This window comes from Bradyrhizobium sp. (assembly GCF_030697065.1).
Classification (GTDB): domain Bacteria; phylum Pseudomonadota; class Alphaproteobacteria; order Rhizobiales; family Xanthobacteraceae; genus Bradyrhizobium.
In genome coordinates, this window is sequence record NZ_JAUYQU010000145.1 from 1 (window position 1) to 14,936 (window position 14,936).

Here is a 14,936-nt window from a genome sequence, read left to right on the forward strand (position 1 = left end):
AGGAAGGTGACGGCAAGGCCGATCGCGGCCTGTCGGGGCGATACCGCGCGGCGGTTCTCACTGAGGGCCCATGCGATCGCCAGCAACGCGAACACGCCGAACGCCGATTGCAGCTGAAGCATGATTCCCCCGAGGCCGGGGGATTATGGGGGCAGGGCGATCGGGTGCGCAATGCCGATAGTGGCGGTGACGCTGACGTTCCAGGTCGTCATTGCGAGGAGCGCAGCGACGAAGCAATCCATTCTCTCTTTGCTGGATAGATGGATTGCTTCGCTGCGCTCGCAATGACGGCCTGCCTTACCCCCGTCCCACGAACGGCATCTTGGTGGCCATCACCGTCATGAACAGCACGTTGGCGTCGAGCGGCAGGCTCGCCATGTAGGCGACGGCGTCGCCGACCGCCTTGGCGTCCATCCGCGGTTCGTGCTTCATGGTGCCGTCGGGTTGCATCACGCCGGGGCCGGCGACCATGCGATCGGTCATCGGCGTCGCGGCATTGCCGATGTCGACCTGGCCGACCGCGATATCGTACATGCGGCCGTCGAGGTTGGTGGCCTTGGTCAATCCGGTGATGGCGTGCTTGGTGGACGTATAGGCCGACGAAAACGGCCGCGGCGCATGCGCCGAGATCGAGCCGTTGTTGATAATGCGGCCGCCGCGCGGGGTCTGGTCCTTCATGATGCGGAAGGCGTGCTGGGTGCACAGGAACGGTCCGGTCAGGTTGGTGTTCACCACCGCCTGCCACTGTTCGAGGCTGAGATCCTCGAAATTCACCGGCGGCGCGCCCATACCGGCATTGTTGAACAGCAAATCGAGCCGGCCGTAGACCTCCATGACCTTGGCGAACAATGCTGCGATCGATCCGGGATCGGTCATGTCGGCGGAGACGGGAAGGCTCTTGCCGACATTGTCGCCGAGCTTCTGCGTCTCCTGCAGCATGTCCATCCGCCGCCCCGCCAGCACCACGGTAAAGCCGGCATTCATCAGCGCCAGCGATGCCGCGCGCCCCACCCCGGTGCCCGCACCGGTCACCACCGCGATCTTGTCTGTTGCCTCGGCCATTTCGTTGTTTCCTCGCCTTTTATGTTTTTGGTTGTGCTTCGGTCTTGTAGGGTGGTTTCGGAATATTCTGATGCGCCGCGCGCAACGCCGCCGACCAGCGCGAGCGCAGATCGTGGAAATACGGCTCGCCCGCCTCGATACGGTGGTTGAGATCGGCGTCGCAGACATCCGAGCGCACCACCAGCACGTCGATCGGCAGCCCGACGCCGAGATTGGAGCGCATGGTCGAATCCATCGAGATCAGGCTGGTCTTCAGCGCCTCGTACAATTCGACGTCGTAATGCATGGCGCGGTCCAGCACCGGCTTGCCGTATTTGTGCTCGCCGATCTGCAGATAGGGCGTGTCGGTGGTGCATTCGATGAAATTGCCGGCCGGGTACACCATGAACAGCCGCATCCGCGAGCCCTTGATCTGGCCGCCGAACAGGACCGAGACGTCGAATTTGAGGTCCTCGGATTTCAGCGCTTCGCCCTCGGTGGCGTTGACGGCGCGGATCGCGCGGCCGATGCGCTGCGCCGCCTGGAACATGGTGGGCGCGTTCATCAGGGTCTCGATATCGCCGGTGTGCGGGTCCTCCAGACCCTCCGTCAGGGTCGACAGCACCGACTGGCTGATCGCCAGGTTGCCGGCGCTGGCGATCGCCATGATGCGGTCGCCCGGCTTGTTGAAGATATGCAGCTTGCGAAAGGTCGAGACGTTGTCGAGCCCGGCATTGGTCCGCGTGTCGGCGATCATGACCAGCCCGTCCCGCACCAGCACTCCGCAGCAATAGGTCATTCACCGTCCCCAGACACCAGCCGAGACCATCGGCGGGGAACTAGTAGCCAATTTCAGGGGGGCATCCAACCCCAATTCCCCCTCAATACCTCCGCAATTGCCTTCAAACCGCTTGGCGCAACCGAGTTCGAACCAGCAACCATCCGTCAAATCCGGAACGGGGTGCGCGCCAAGGATTCCGGGACTGAATGTCACGCACAAACTGCAAACCGGGAACTGAGTTCGCCCCGCGTGGTTGCCGAAGGATTGTGCTGGCTGGCCCACAACATCAGCAGGTAATTTTCCGCGGCAGCCTGATTAGGAAATGACTCCGTGCGCGCTTGTGTCGTAGCCTCCGGCCATGCGCATCCGGGCCCCGAACCGCCGGCCTGCAAAGATGCCACGCTGAGGAGGCTTTCGATGGATTTTACACGTCTGGCGATCAATCGCCGCACCGCGCTGCTGACGTCGGCTGCCATTGCCGCCAATGTCATGAATCCGCTGCGGGCCTTTGCGCAGGAAACGCCGCGCAAGGGCGGCGTGTTCAACGTGCATTACGGCGCCGAGCAGCGTCAGCTCAACCCCAGCATCCAGGCCTCCACCGGCGTCTACATCATCTCGGGCAAGATCCAGGAAAACCTGGTCGATCTCGACGCCGACGGCAAACCGGTCGGCGTGCTCGCGGAGAGCTGGGAGTCCTCGCCCGACGGCAAGACCGTCACCTTCAAGCTGCGCAAGGGCGTCACCTGGCACGACGGAAAACCCTTCACTTCGGCGGACGTGGCGTTCACCGCCATGAACATGTGGAAGAAAATCCTGAACTATGGCTCGACGCTGCAACTGTTCCTGACCGCCGTCGACACGCCCGACGCGCACACCGCGGTCTTCCGTTACGAGCGGCCGATGCCGCTCAACCTGCTGCTGCGCGCGCTGCCGGACCTCGGCTATATCTCCGCCAGGCATCTCTATGAATCCGGCGACATTCGGCCGAACCCGGTCAATCTCGCGCCGGTCGGCACCGGTCCGTTCAAGTTCGTCAAATACGAGCGCGGCCAGTACGTCATGGCCGATCGCAATCCGGATTACTGGCGTCCCAACGCGCCCTATCTCGATCGCATCGTCTGGCGCGTCATCACCGACCGCGCAGCGGCGGCGGCGCAGATGGAGGCCGGCGAACTGCATTACAGCCCGTTCTCCGGGCTCACCATTTCGGACATGTCGCGGTTGTCCAAGGACAAGCGCTTCGTGGTCTCGACCAAGGGCAATGAGGGCAACGCGCGGACCAACACCATCGAGTTCAATTTCCGTCGCAAGGAGCTGTCGGATATCCGCGTCCGCCGCGCCGTCGCGCACGCCATCAACGTGCCGTTCTTCATCGACAACTTCCTCGGCGATTTCGCCAAGCTCGGGACCGGGCCGATTCCCTCGACGTCGGCCGACTTCTATCCCGGCGCCGGCACGCCGCAATATCCCTATGACAAGGCCAAGGCGGCGGCCTTGCTCGACGAAGCCGGATACAAGGCCGGCTCCGGCGGAACCCGCTTCTCGCTGCGCCTGCTGCCGGCGCCATGGGGCGAGGACATCTCGCTGTGGTCGACCTTCATCCAGCAGTCGCTGTCCGAAGTCGGGATCACGGTCGAGATCGTGCGCAACGACGGCGGCGGCTTCCTCAAGCAGGTCTATGACGAGCACGCCTTCGATCTCGCCACCGGCTGGCACCAGTACCGCAACGATCCCGCGGTTTCGACCACGGTGTGGTACCGCTCCGGCCAGCCCAAGGGCGCGCCCTGGACCAACCAGTGGGGATGGCAGGATCCGGCGGTGGACAAGACCATCGACGACGCCGCGACCGAGGTCGATCCGGCCAAGCGCAAGGCGTTGTATGCCGAGTTCGTCAAGCAGGTGAACACGGAGATTCCGGTCTGGATGCCGATCGAGCAGATCTTCGTGACGGTGATCAGCGCCAAGGCGCGCAACCACTCCAATACGCCGCGCTGGGGCTCGTCGAGCTGGCACGATCTTTGGCTTTCCGCGTGACCGCAAACTCCGGCAAGTTGGCCCGATGCGCATCCTGAGACTTGCGGGGCGGCGTCTGGCCGCCTCGATTCCCACGCTGGCGCTGATCCTGATCGGCGTATTTCTGCTGCTGCAGTTCGCGCCCGGCGACACCGTCGACGCCATGATGGCGCAGATGGGCGGCGGCGACGCCGCCACCGCGACGGAACTTCGAAAATTCTACGGGCTGGATCTCTCGATCCCGGCGCAACTGGGCAATTACCTCTGGCGCCTGGTCCGGCTCGACCTCGGCTTCTCCTCGATCTACGGCAAGCCGGTGGCGTCGGTCATCCTGGAACGGCTGCCGCCGACCATCCTGCTGATGACCGCGTCGCTGTCGTTCGCCTTCTTTTTCGGCATCGTGTTCGGCGTCATCGCCGCGCGCGGCGTCAACAAATGGCCCGATACATTGATCTCGATTCTGGGCCTGATCTTCTACGCCACGCCGTCGTTCTGGTTCGGGCTGATGGCGATCGTGGTGTTCTCGATCTATCTGCAGTGGCTGCCGGCCGGCGGCTTCGAGAATATCGGCGCGTTGCAGACCGGCATCTGGCGCACGCTCGACATCGCCCGCCACCTCGTCCTGCCCACCCTGACGCTCGGGCTGATCTTCCTTGCCATCTACCTGCGCATCATGCGCGCCTCGATGCTCGAGGTGCTCAACCTCGATTACGTCCGGACCGCGCGCGCCAAGGGGCTCGACGAGACCCGGGTGGTGATCCGCCACGTGCTGCGCAACGCGCTGCTGCCGATGGTGACGCTGATCGGGCTGCAGGCCGGCACCATGCTCGGTGGTTCTGTCGTGGTCGAGAGCGTGTTTTCGCTGCCCGGCCTCGGCCGTCTCGCCTACGAATCCGTGGTGCAGCGCGACCTCAATACGCTGCTGGGGATCGTCTTCGTCTCGGCGCTGCTCGTCATTATCGTGAATTTCGCCGTCGACCTGGTCTATGCCCGGCTCGATCCGCGCATCTCGGCGGAGGGCTGACGCCGTGGACGCGGTCAAACGATATTTTCGCAGTCCCGCCGCCGTCACCGGCCTCGTTCTGCTGCTGTTCGTGGTGGCGATGGCGCTCAGCGCCAGCTGGTTCTATCCGCGCGAACCGCTGGCGTTGGCCGGGCGTCCCCTGATCTGGCCGTTCTCGAATCCGCGCTTCCTGCTCGGCACCGACAATTCCGGCCGCGATATCGCCGCGCAGATCCTGTATGGCGCGCGGATTTCGCTGTTGATCGGCGGGGTTGCCACCCTCATTGCGATTGCCATCGGCATCCTGATCGGCGCCTTCGCCGGCTATTATGGCGGCTGGGTCGACACGGTGCTGATGCGCATCACCGAAGCGTTCCAGACGCTGCCGAATTTCGTGTTGCTGCTGGTGCTGGTCGCGGTGTTCGGCTCGACCCTGACCACGGTCACCATTGCCGTCGGCGTGGTGTCGTGGCCGGCGCCGGCCCGGCTGACCCGCGCCGAATTCCTGTCGCTGCGCAACCGCGAATTCGTGCAGGCCGGGCGCACCCTGGGCATGAAGGATATCCAGCTGATCCTCGGCGAGATCCTGCCCAATGCGCTGCCGCCGATCATCGTCTATGCCAGCGTCATCATGGCGGTCGCGATCCTGCTCGAAAGCGCGTTGGCGTTTCTCCGGCTCTCCGATCCCAACGTCGCCTCCTGGGGCAATCTGATCGGCCTCGGCCGCGACGTGCTGCGGGTGCAATGGTACGTCTCGGCGATCCCCGGCATCGCGATCCTGGTCACGGTACTGGCGGTGTCGCTGGTCGGGCAGGGGCTGAACGACGCGCTCAACCCGAGGCTCAAGGGGCGATGAACGTTGCATCCCCGACCATCCTGACCATCGAGGGACTTGGCGTGCGGCTGCCCGAAGGCGCGGACCGCTCGCATGCGGTGTCCGGCGCGTCGCTTTCGATTGCCGCCAACGAAATCCTGTGTGTGGTCGGCGAGTCCGGCTCTGGCAAGTCGGTGATGGCCAACGCCATTATGCGGCTGCTGCCGAACGAGGTCGGCATCGATGCCGGCCGGGTGATGTTCGAAGGCCGCGACCTCGCCGCCGCAACACCGGCCGAGATGCGCGCCGTGCGCGGCGCCGGAATCGCGATGATTTTTCAGGAGCCGATGACGGCGCTCAATCCGCTGCGTACCATCGGCGACCAGATCGGCGAGATGTTCTCGATTCACACCGAACTTTCGAGCGCCGCCATCCGCACCAGGGTGCTGGCGCTGCTCGAAGACGTGCGCATCCCAGATCCCGAAAGTGCGGCAAAGGCCTATCCGCACGAATTGTCGGGCGGACAGCGCCAGCGCGCCATGATCGCGATGGCGCTGGCGCTCGATCCGCGGCTGCTGATCGCGGACGAGCCGACCACCGCGCTCGACGTCACCACGCAGGCCCAGATATTGACGCTGATCCGGGAATTGCAGAAGCGCAAGAAGACCGCGGTGCTGTTCATCACCCATGATTTCGGCGTCGTCGCCGAGATCGCCGACCGCGTCGCGGTCATGCAGCACGGTCATATCGTGGAGCAGGGCGATGCCGCCGAGGTGCTCTACCGCCCGCAACATCCCTACACCAAACAGCTGATCGCGGCGGTGCCGCCGCTGACGGCGCCGCCGCCGCGAACGCTGTCGGACCAGATGATCCTGACCATCGACAGCGTGTCCAAGACATTCCGCACCGGCGGATTTCTCGGGCGCGGCGCGCGGGTGACGCATGCGGTGAAGAACGTTTCGCTGAAACTGCCGCGCGGCGCGACGCTCGGGATTGTCGGTGAGTCCGGATCCGGCAAATCGACGCTGGCCCGCTGCATCGTCCGGCTGATCGATCCCGATGCGGGCGCCATCGTGCTCGAAGGCAAGGACTGGGCAAAACTGACGCGCGAACAGGTTCGCCGCGAGACCCGTCATATCCAGATGGTGTTCCAGGATCCGTTTTCATCGCTCAACCCCCGCCGCAAGGCCGCGGAACTGGTCGCCCAGGGGCCGATCGTGCACGGCACCCCGCGCGCGCAGGCCATCGCCGACGCCAAGGATTTGTTCGCGCTGGTCGGGCTCGATCCATCGGCCAGCGACCGCTTTCCGCACGAATTCTCCGGCGGCCAGCGCCAGCGCATCGGGCTCGCGCGTGCGCTGGCGCTGCGGCCGGAAGTCCTGGTCGCGGACGAGGCGGTCTCGGCGCTCGACGTCTCCGTACAGGCGCAGGTCCTGAAGCTGCTCGCGGGATTGCGCGAGCGGCTGGGCCTCTCCATAGTGTTCATCACCCATGATTTGCGGGTCGCCGCGCAGATTTGCGATCTCGTGGCGGTCATGAAGGATGGCGAGGTGGTGGAGCACGGGCTGGCCGGCGACGTGTTCGGCAATCCGCAGCATCCCTACACGCGGGCGCTGCTGGATTCGATTCCCGGCGGCGAATTCGCCAGGAAGCACGAGACGTCGGTGTTCACCTGACGGCGCCGCCTCAGGCGATTTCGCGCGCGTCGCGCCGCCGGTAGACCATCAGCATCATGGGCGCCAGCTTGCGCAGCAGGCCATGCGCGGGAATCGGGACCGGCTCGGTGAAAGGCAGCGCCAGATCGGCCTCGGCGGTGCCGCGCACAGCCTTGGAGAGTTCGTCGCCGAGCGCGATCGACAGCGCGACGGCGCGGCCGTTGCAGCCGGTCCAGCCATAGGCGGCGGGACCGAGCCGATGAATGCGCGGCAGGAAGTCCGTGGTCATGCCGACATAGCCGTTCCAGACATAATCGAATGCGACCGGCCCGATCTGCGGCCATAACCGCTGCAGGCGCTCGCCGACGCGCTGCTTGATCCGTTCCACCTTGTTGCCGGGGCCGATCACGGCGCCGCCGGTCACCAGCCGGTTGCGGGCGTCGTAGCGCGCAAAATAGAGTTCGCCATGGGTATCCGACATCGCCTGCCGGCCGGGGATGATGGTCTTGCGGGCCGCCTCGGACAGCGGCTGGGTCGCCATCTGCCAGGACAATACCGGCATTACTTCGTGGGCGATATCGGGCAACAGGGTTTTGGAGAATTCGCCGGTATAGGCGTTGGTCGCCACGATCAGGGCGCGGCCGCTGATCTCGCCCTTTTCGGTCCTGACCACCCAGCGGTCGCCCCGCCGCTCGAAGGACATCGCGGGCGAGCGCGCGTAAATCCGGCCGCCTTGCTCCAGCACGACGCGGGCGAGGCCGCGCGCCAGCGCCAGCGGGTTGATATGGCCGCCGGTCTTGTTCCAGAAGCCGCCGAACCAGGCCTCCGAGCCGAGCATCGCGCGGGTCTGATCGCGCGACAGCATCTCGACATCGGCGCCGAATTTCGACCATTGCCGCACCCGCCGTTCGGCGATCTTGATACGCCCCGGCGAATGCACAGGCTGTACCCAGCCGGCCTGCTCCTGCTCGGCCTGGATCTGGTAGCGCCTGACCACATCGAACAACGTGGAAGCGCTGTCGCGCAGCAGGGCGACAAAACGTTCTCCCACCGCGCCGTGCTTTGCGATGATGTCCTCGGGATCGGGCCGCGACAGGGTCGGAATCACCTGTCCGTTGTTGCGCCCCGAGGCGCCCCAGCCCGGCTCCATGGCCTCGACGACGGCGACGTCGACGCCGGCCTCGCGCAGATGCAGCGCTGTCGACAGACCCGTAAAACCGCCGCCGATCACAATGACGTCGGCTGAAGCGGTTCCCGAGAGTTCCGGCAATTCCGGACCTGAAGGCGTTGCCGCCGCCCACAGCGAGTCGGGCCAGCGGACCTTTGCGCTTTCCATCGTCATGCTTCTCCTTGCCGCCGGCGCGGCCTCGTTGCGGTCTTGGTTGCGGACTTCGTTGCCTTGCAGCCGCCGGATCGATCTGGTTAGCTTAGAGCCCAATTCATGCCGGGGAAACAGCAGAGTGCCGCTCAAGAATGTCATCGGAATCGATCATGCCGTGGTCATGGTCAGGGATCTCGACGCCGCCGCCGCGAACTGGAAGCGGCTCGGTTTCACCATATCGCCGCGCGGCACCCACAGCGCCAAGATGGGATCGGGCAATTACACCATCATGCTCGACCCCGACTACATCGAACTGCTCGGCGTGCTGGTGGAGACCGAGCATAATGCGCCGGCGCGGGCATTTCTCGCCAAACGCGGTGAGGGCGTCGAGCGAATCGCCTTCACGGCGGTCGATTCAGCCGCCGGCGCCGAGGAAATCACCGCGCGCGGCTATACCGCGCTCGGGCCGACCGACTTCGAGCGCCCGGTGACGATGCCCGACGGCACGCTGTCGGCGGCGAAGTTCAGGATATTCCAGTGGCCGATCGAGGAGGCGCCGGCAGGCGTTCGCATCTTCGCCTGCCAGCACAAGACCCGGGAAACCGTCTGGATTCCCGAGCTGATGAAACACGCCAACGGCGCCCGACGGCTGAAGCAGGTTCTCGTCGTCTCGACCGAGCCCGCCAAGGATGCCGCGCATCTCGGACGAATGATCGACCGCGAGGTCAGGGCCGAGGCGGATGGCGCGGTCGCGGTGCCCTCCGGTTCGGATCGCGCCGATTTTGTCATGCTGACGAAGGAGCAGTTGTCGCGGCGCTATCCCGGGGTCTCGCTGGAAGCGCTGCCCGAGCGCGGCGGCGCCGGCCTGGTGATCGCGACATCCGATCTTGCAGTCGCGGAAAAGGCGGCTGGCGCTGCCGCTGTCCGCAGTGCCGATGCGGTATGTGTTGGGCCGGCCGCAGCCAACGGCACGCTGCTGGTTTTCGTCGGGGCATAAGCATCGTCCGCCAACGGGTCGGCCGAATGGCCGCCCGATAACAGGCTCCGGCGGACGATCCAGTACGCCGCGGCCTCTCGTTCGAAACGCCAAGCTTGCGTTTACTGGATGCCCCGCCTTCGCGGGGCATGACGGAGAGGAATGGGCGGCCCTCGACCGTCATTCCAGGCCACCGAGCTTTTCCACCGTCATCGTCCGCGAAGGCGGACGATCCAGTACGCCGCGGCCTCCCGGTTCGAAACGCCAGGCTTGCGTTTACTGGATGCCCCGCCTACGGGCATGACGGAGAGGGATAGGCGGCGCTGTCGCGACGACGGGTAACTACGCCCTCCGCGCCGCCTTCACCCTGTCGATGATGCTGCCCAGGATGCCCTTCGGCAGGAAGATGATGAAGACCACCAGCAGCACGCCATAGACGAGGTTGTCCCAGCCGACCGCCTTGGTGCCGAAGCCGATGCGCAGGGTTTCCGCCAGCAGGATGGTGATGATGGCGCCGACCGTCGGTCCGAGCGAGACGTAGAGGCCGCCGACGATGACGGCGAACACCATCTGCAGCGACACCGCAATGCCGCTCACCGTGTCCGGCGAGATGAACATCTGGTACTGGCAGTAGAGCGCGCCGGCGAGCGCGGTCATCAGCGCCGAGATCACGGTGATCTTGAGCTTTTCCCAGGTGACGTTGACGCCGGCCGCCGCCGCGGCATCCTCGTCCTCGGAGATCGCTTCCAGCGCATAGCGGTCCATGCTGCGGTCGACCCATTTCCAGATCGCCAGGCCCGCGGCCCAGACCCCGAGCGCGATCAGGTACCAGGTGACCTTGTCGTCGAATTGCAGCGCCCAGAGCTGGCTGCCCTTGGTGCGGTCGGGGGTGTAGCCGAGCGACCCGCCGGTGTAGTCGCGGGTCGCGGTGATCACCTGCAGCACGATTCCCGACAGCGCCAGCGTGACGAGCACGAAATAGTGGCCGGTGATGCGGAAACGAAAACACGGATAGGCCACGATCATGGCCAGTACCGCGGCGGCGACCATCGCGATGGGGATGCCGATCCACGGCGAGACCCCGAGATGATTCCACAGCAGCGCCGTCACATAGGCGCCGACGCCCATGAAACCGCCATGGCCCAGCGACACCAGGCCGAAGCGGCCCATCATCGACCACGACGTATAGGCGAACGACCAGATCAGGATCAGGATCAGGATGTGCAGATGGTACGGATCGCGATAGACGAAGGGCAGCGTGATCAGCGCCGCGCCGGCGATCCAGGGCAACAGTTGACGTATGTTCACGAGCGCCTCGCCAGCAGCCCGGCGGGCCGGATGAACATCATGACGATGAAGAAGGCGAAGGCCAGCACGTAACCCCATTCCAGATCGGAGAACAGCCCGCCGAGCGAGATGATTTCGGCGAACACGAACGCCGCCACGAAGCCGCCAACGAAGTTGCCGAGCCCGCCCAGCACCACGATCAGGAAGGTGATCGGACCGAACGACAGCCCGACAAAGGGATGGATGTCGTATTGCAGCACCAGCAGGCAGGCGGCGAGGCCGGCGAGCGCGCCGCCCAGCGCGGAGGTGATGAGATAGATCCGGCGGGTGTCGACGCCCATCAGCGCCATGATCTGGCGATCCTGCGAGATGGCGCGGATCGCGGTGCCGACATAGGTCTTCTTCATGAAGAAATAGACCAGCGTCATGCCGATCAGGGCCGCGGCGAACGCCAGCAGGCGGGAATAGCTGAAATGCATCTCGGCGAATTTCAGCACCGGCAGCCGGATGCCGAGGTTGCGGAAGTCGATGCCGAAGGCGACGGTGGCAAAGCTCTGCAGCACGAACAGCACGCCGCCGGTGGCGAGCAGCTGGTTGATCGGCGGCGCCGAAAGCAGCGGCGCAATCACCAGCAGGTGCAGCAGCGCGCCGAGGGCTGCGACCATCACGATGGTGATCGGCGCGGCGAGGTAATACGACAGTCCGAAATACTGGACCAGATAGTACATGCCGTACATGCCGATCATGACCAGCTCGGCGTAGCAGATCCACGTCACGTCGATGACGCCGAAGATCAGGTTCAGCCCCAATGCCAGCAGCGCCAGTACGCCGCCGAGCAGGATGCCGTTCACCATGGCTTCGAGCAGGTAGATGTCGAAGATGTCCGTCATCGTTGGTATCCCCACTCCAAAAATCTAGACGCCGAGATAGGCCTGCCGGATCGAGTCGTTCGCCAGCATCTCTTCCGAACTGCCGGAGGCGCGGATCGAGCCCGCCTCCAGCAGATAGGCGCGGTCCACCACCTTCAAGACCTGCTGCACGTTCTGTTCGACGATCAGCACGGTAAGGCCGCCGGAACGAATTCGCTTCACCAGCTCGAACACCTGCTGCACCACGACAGGCGCCAGGCCCGCCGAGGGCTCGTCGAGCAGCAGCAATTTCGGGTCGGACATCAGCGCGCGGCCGATCGCGCACATCTGCTGCTCGCCGCCCGACATGGTGCCGGCCATCTGGTGGCGGCGTTCCTTCATGCGAGGAAACAGGTCGAACACGAATTCCAGCCGTTCGGCGAAGCGGGCCCGCGCCTCCGGCATGAAGGCACCCATCTTGAGATTGTCTTCCACCGTGAGACGGGGGAACAGCCGGCGGTTCTCCGGCACATGCGCGATGCCGAGGCTGACGATGCGATGCTCCGGCGTCTTCAGGATGTCGGTGCCTTCCATCGAAATGGAGCCTGCGCGCGGCCGGATCAGGCCGGAGATCACCCGCATCAGGGTGGTCTTGCCGGCGCCGTTGGGGCCGATCACGCCGACCGCTTCGCCCGCCTTGACGTCGAGACTGACGCCGAACAGCGCCTGGAAGGTGCCGTAGCCCGCGTCGATCGATTTCAGTTCCAGCATCCGCGCGCTCCCCTTACCGACGCGCTTCGGCGGCTGCGGCTTGCGTCGCAACGGCGTCGGTGCCGAGATAGACCTCGACCACCCGCGGATCGCTCGACACCTGGCTCGGCAGCCCCTCGGAAATCTTCTCGCCGTGATCCAGCACCATCACGCGATCGACCACGCGCATCAGCACGCCCATGATGTGCTCGACCCAGATGATGGTGATGCCGAGCTCGTCGCGGATCTTGCGCAGCATGTCGGCGGCCTGGTCCATCTCGTTCTCGTCGAGTCCGCCCAGGCTTTCGTCGGCCAGCAGCAATTTGGGCCCGGTCGCCAGCGCTTTCGCCAGCTCCAGCTTCTTCAGGCCGGCGGCGCCGAGGCCGTCGACCAAAGCACTGCGGTCAGTGGTCAGGCCGACCATGCCGAGCGCGCGTTCGGCGGCTTCCTCCGCCTTGACGCGGCTGTGGCGGCCCTGACCGAAATAGCCGGCCAGCGCCACGTTCTCGAATATCGTCAGCCGGCGAAACGGCCGGGGAATCTGGAAAGTGCGGCCGATGCCGCGGTTGATGATGCGATGCGGCGCGAGCCCCGAAATCTCGCTGCCGTCGAACTGGATCGACCCCGCCGACGGCGCGAACGTGCCGGACAGCATGTTGAAGATCGTGCTCTTGCCCGAACCGTTCGGGCCGATCAGGCCGAGAATCTCGCCCTGTTCGACCCGAAACGATACCTGGTTGACGGCCGTGAAGCCGCCAAACCGCTTTACCAACCCCTCAACGACCAGCACGACGGTCCCTTATGTTTTATCGAGACGTGTCTCAAGACTTGTTCTCGAGACTTGTTCTTGGGACGACGTTTACTTGTTGCTGTAGGTCGAGCCTGCCGGCAGCGGCAGGATGGCCTCGCGTTGCGCCTGGCTCTTCGGCCACACCACCGACGACTTGTCGTCGATGTACTGGATCACCACCGGGAACGAACGCTCGTTCTGGCCGGCCATCGGGCCGTCGGCGTGGAATTTGACGCCGAAGCCGAGCATGGTGCCGCCCTCGGGAAGGTCGACTTCCAGCGCCGCCTTGCGCAGCGCTTCCGGATCGACGCCGCCATACTTCTTGATGGCGCGCGGCAGCACCTCGGTCAGGAAGACGTAAGTGTTGGAGGCGGCCATGCCGACATGCGCCGAGCGGATGGCGATGCCGGGCTTGGCCTTGTCGAACTCCTCGCCGACCGCCTTGATGACCGGCGGCAGCTTGGGATCCATGGTCTTCTGGTTGGCGAGCCAGATCGAGATCGGATCGACGTTGAAGAAGTGGTTGACGTCGCCGCCGAGCCCTTCCTTCAGCTTCTCGTACACGCCGTAGCCGGCGCCATGACCGATCAGGGCGCCGAATTTCAGCCCCTGTTCGCGCGCCTGGCGCAGCATCAGCGTGATATCGGGGTTGTAGCCGGTATGGAAGATCACGTCGGGCCGGGCGCGCTTCAGTTTGGTCACAAGCGCCGACAGATCGGGCGCGGTCGCCGCGTAGCCTTCCTTCATCACCACGTCGAAGCCGGCCTTCTTGGCGCCGGCGACATTGCCCTTGGCGACGTCGACGCCATAGGCGCCGTCCTCGTGGATGATGGCGACGCGCAGGTCCTTCGGCTCCTTGCCGAACTTGGCCTTGGCGTTGTTGGCGATGAAGTCCATCGCGATCAGGCCGAACTGGTCGCCGCTCGCCTGCGGGCGGAAGATGTACTTGAAGTTCTTGCCGTCCAGCACGGCGGAGGAAATGCAGGTGGTGATCCACATGAATTTCTTGAGCTGCTCGACGCGCGCGGCCACCGGCACGCACTGCGCCGACGAGAAGAAGCCGAGCAGCATGTCGACCTTTTCCTGCTCGATCAGCCGGATCGCCTCGTTGATGGCGACGTCGGGCTTGCTCTGGGCGTCGGCGTAGACCGCCTCGACCTTGTAGCCCTCGACCAGCTTGTTGGCGTAGGAGTCGAGCATGATCTTGGCGCCGGTATATTGCAGCTCCGAGCCGCCACCCGCGAGCGGGCCGGTCAGGTCGTAGATCACGCCGATCTTGATTTTCTTTTCCTGGGCCTGGGCGGAAGCCGCCATACCCAGCGCCGCAATCGCGGCCACAAGCCCACCAATCACGCGGGCAGCCTTACGCACCGGCATCGAAACCTCCCCTGGAAAATTGTGCATTGCGCTTATTGTTTTTGTAGTCGCCCATCACACGGGGAGTGCGGACCGATGTCAAGCGGCAAGCTTCGTTCTGTGCAGGGGTCGTTCGACCGGCGCCATGACACCGACATCATGTCACACGACGAAAAGCTGCAAATCAGCCGGCGTGCAATTGCGCGCCGCGGAATGAAAGGCGTCAGGACTGGCTTTGCGACTGGCCCTGCCGCCCACCGGCCTGTTCGACCCCTGAGGGCGACGCGCTGAACGCAGCGGA

14 protein-coding genes are annotated in these 14,936 nt (G+C 64.8%); 5 read left to right on the forward strand and 9 right to left on the reverse strand.

What is annotated here, in order from left to right; genetic code table 11:
• The 3 genes from Q8R73_RS11660 to Q8R73_RS11670 all read right to left on the reverse strand — a co-directional run.
• The coding region (locus Q8R73_RS11660; protein WP_305719721.1) for a Na+ dependent nucleoside transporter N-terminal domain-containing protein at positions 1-122 on the reverse strand (122 nt) is incomplete at its 3' end.
• 175 nt (positions 123-297) lie between these two features.
• A complete protein-coding gene (locus tag Q8R73_RS11665) occupies positions 298-1,062 on the reverse strand; it encodes an SDR family oxidoreductase (protein WP_305719697.1) in 765 nt (254 codons plus the stop codon).
• A 19-nt stretch (positions 1,063-1,081) separates the two neighbouring features.
• Positions 1,082-1,840: a peptidase gene (locus Q8R73_RS11670; RefSeq protein ID WP_305719698.1), complete on the reverse strand. Its 759-nt coding sequence runs from the start codon at positions 1,838-1,840 to the stop codon at positions 1,082-1,084.
• A 399-nt stretch (positions 1,841-2,239) separates the two neighbouring features.
• On the opposite strand from Q8R73_RS11670, the gene Q8R73_RS11675 reads away from it, so the two are divergent.
• From Q8R73_RS11675 to Q8R73_RS11690, 4 genes are read left to right on the forward strand one after another with little or no spacing between them, the layout of a single operon-like run.
• Complete coding sequence (locus Q8R73_RS11675; protein ID WP_305719699.1) at positions 2,240-3,856, forward strand: ABC transporter substrate-binding protein; 1,617 nt, start codon at positions 2,240-2,242, stop codon at positions 3,854-3,856.
• Between the two features lie 25 nt (positions 3,857-3,881).
• On the forward strand, positions 3,882-4,859 hold the full coding sequence (locus Q8R73_RS11680; protein WP_305719700.1) for an ABC transporter permease: 978 nt from the start codon (positions 3,882-3,884) through the stop codon (positions 4,857-4,859).
• A 4-nt stretch (positions 4,860-4,863) separates the two neighbouring features.
• Entirely contained in the window at positions 4,864-5,694 is an 831-nt protein-coding gene (locus Q8R73_RS11685) for an ABC transporter permease (protein ID WP_305719701.1), read from the forward strand.
• Positions 5,691-7,328: an ABC transporter ATP-binding protein gene (locus Q8R73_RS11690; RefSeq protein ID WP_305719702.1), complete on the forward strand. Its 1,638-nt coding sequence runs from the start codon at positions 5,691-5,693 to the stop codon at positions 7,326-7,328. The genes Q8R73_RS11685 and Q8R73_RS11690 overlap by 4 nt, the downstream gene beginning before the upstream one ends.
• Positions 7,329-7,338: 10 nt before the next feature.
• On the opposite strand, the gene Q8R73_RS11695 is transcribed toward Q8R73_RS11690, so the two are convergent.
• The gene (locus tag Q8R73_RS11695; protein WP_305719722.1) at positions 7,339-8,643 is read right to left on the reverse strand and encodes an FAD-binding oxidoreductase; all 1,305 of its coding nucleotides are present in this window, start codon (positions 8,641-8,643) and stop codon (positions 7,339-7,341) included.
• A 124-nt stretch (positions 8,644-8,767) separates the two neighbouring features.
• On the opposite strand from Q8R73_RS11695, the gene Q8R73_RS11700 reads away from it, so the two are divergent.
• Positions 8,768-9,625: a VOC family protein gene (locus Q8R73_RS11700; protein ID WP_305719703.1), complete on the forward strand. Its 858-nt coding sequence runs from the start codon at positions 8,768-8,770 to the stop codon at positions 9,623-9,625.
• 321 nt (positions 9,626-9,946) lie between these two features.
• Here Q8R73_RS11700 and Q8R73_RS11705 read toward each other — a convergent pair whose 3' ends face one another.
• From Q8R73_RS11705 to Q8R73_RS11725, 5 genes are all read right to left on the reverse strand, one after another.
• Positions 9,947-10,912 carry a branched-chain amino acid ABC transporter permease gene (locus Q8R73_RS11705; protein WP_305719704.1) on the reverse strand — a complete coding sequence of 322 codons (966 nt, stop codon included), beginning with the start codon at positions 10,910-10,912 and terminating at the stop codon, positions 9,947-9,949.
• Positions 10,909-11,781 (reverse strand): branched-chain amino acid ABC transporter permease, encoded by an 873-nt coding sequence (locus tag Q8R73_RS11710; protein WP_305719705.1) that lies wholly within the window; start codon positions 11,779-11,781, stop codon positions 10,909-10,911. Before Q8R73_RS11710 ends, Q8R73_RS11705 begins: the two co-directional genes overlap by 4 nt.
• A gap of 24 nt (positions 11,782-11,805) precedes the next feature.
• Positions 11,806-12,510 carry an ABC transporter ATP-binding protein gene (locus tag Q8R73_RS11715; protein ID WP_305719706.1) on the reverse strand — a complete coding sequence of 235 codons (705 nt, stop codon included), beginning with the start codon at positions 12,508-12,510 and terminating at the stop codon, positions 11,806-11,808.
• 13 nt (positions 12,511-12,523) lie between these two features.
• On the reverse strand, positions 12,524-13,279 hold the full coding sequence (locus Q8R73_RS11720) for an ABC transporter ATP-binding protein (protein ID WP_305719707.1): 756 nt from the start codon (positions 13,277-13,279) through the stop codon (positions 12,524-12,526).
• A 69-nt stretch (positions 13,280-13,348) separates the two neighbouring features.
• Positions 13,349-14,656, reverse strand: a complete 1,308-nt coding sequence (locus tag Q8R73_RS11725; protein ID WP_305719708.1) for an ABC transporter substrate-binding protein — start codon at positions 14,654-14,656, stop codon at positions 13,349-13,351.
• Between the last annotated feature and the right edge of the window lie 280 nt (positions 14,657-14,936).

Bases quoted from the DNA above. Each gene is read 5' to 3' on its own strand.
- Q8R73_RS11670 (WP_305719698.1), bottom strand. From the start codon at position 1,840: ATGACCTATTGCTGCGGAGTGCTGGTGCGGGACGGGCTGGTCATGATC.
- Q8R73_RS11695 (WP_305719722.1), bottom strand. From the start codon at position 8,643: ATGGAAAGCGCAAAGGTCCGCTGGCCCGACTCGCTGTGGGCGGCGGCA.
- Q8R73_RS11680 (WP_305719700.1), top strand. From the start codon at position 3,882: ATGCGCATCCTGAGACTTGCGGGGCGGCGTCTGGCCGCCTCGATTCCC.
- Q8R73_RS11710 (WP_305719705.1), bottom strand. From the start codon at position 11,781: ATGACGGACATCTTCGACATCTACCTGCTCGAAGCCATGGTGAACGGC.
- Q8R73_RS11675 (WP_305719699.1), top strand. From the start codon at position 2,240: ATGGATTTTACACGTCTGGCGATCAATCGCCGCACCGCGCTGCTGACG.
- Q8R73_RS11715 (WP_305719706.1), bottom strand. From the start codon at position 12,510: ATGCTGGAACTGAAATCGATCGACGCGGGCTACGGCACCTTCCAGGCG.
- Q8R73_RS11725 (WP_305719708.1), bottom strand. From the start codon at position 14,656: ATGCCGGTGCGTAAGGCTGCCCGCGTGATTGGTGGGCTTGTGGCCGCG.
- Q8R73_RS11690 (WP_305719702.1), top strand. From the start codon at position 5,691: ATGAACGTTGCATCCCCGACCATCCTGACCATCGAGGGACTTGGCGTG.
- Q8R73_RS11665 (WP_305719697.1), bottom strand. From the start codon at position 1,062: ATGGCCGAGGCAACAGACAAGATCGCGGTGGTGACCGGTGCGGGCACC.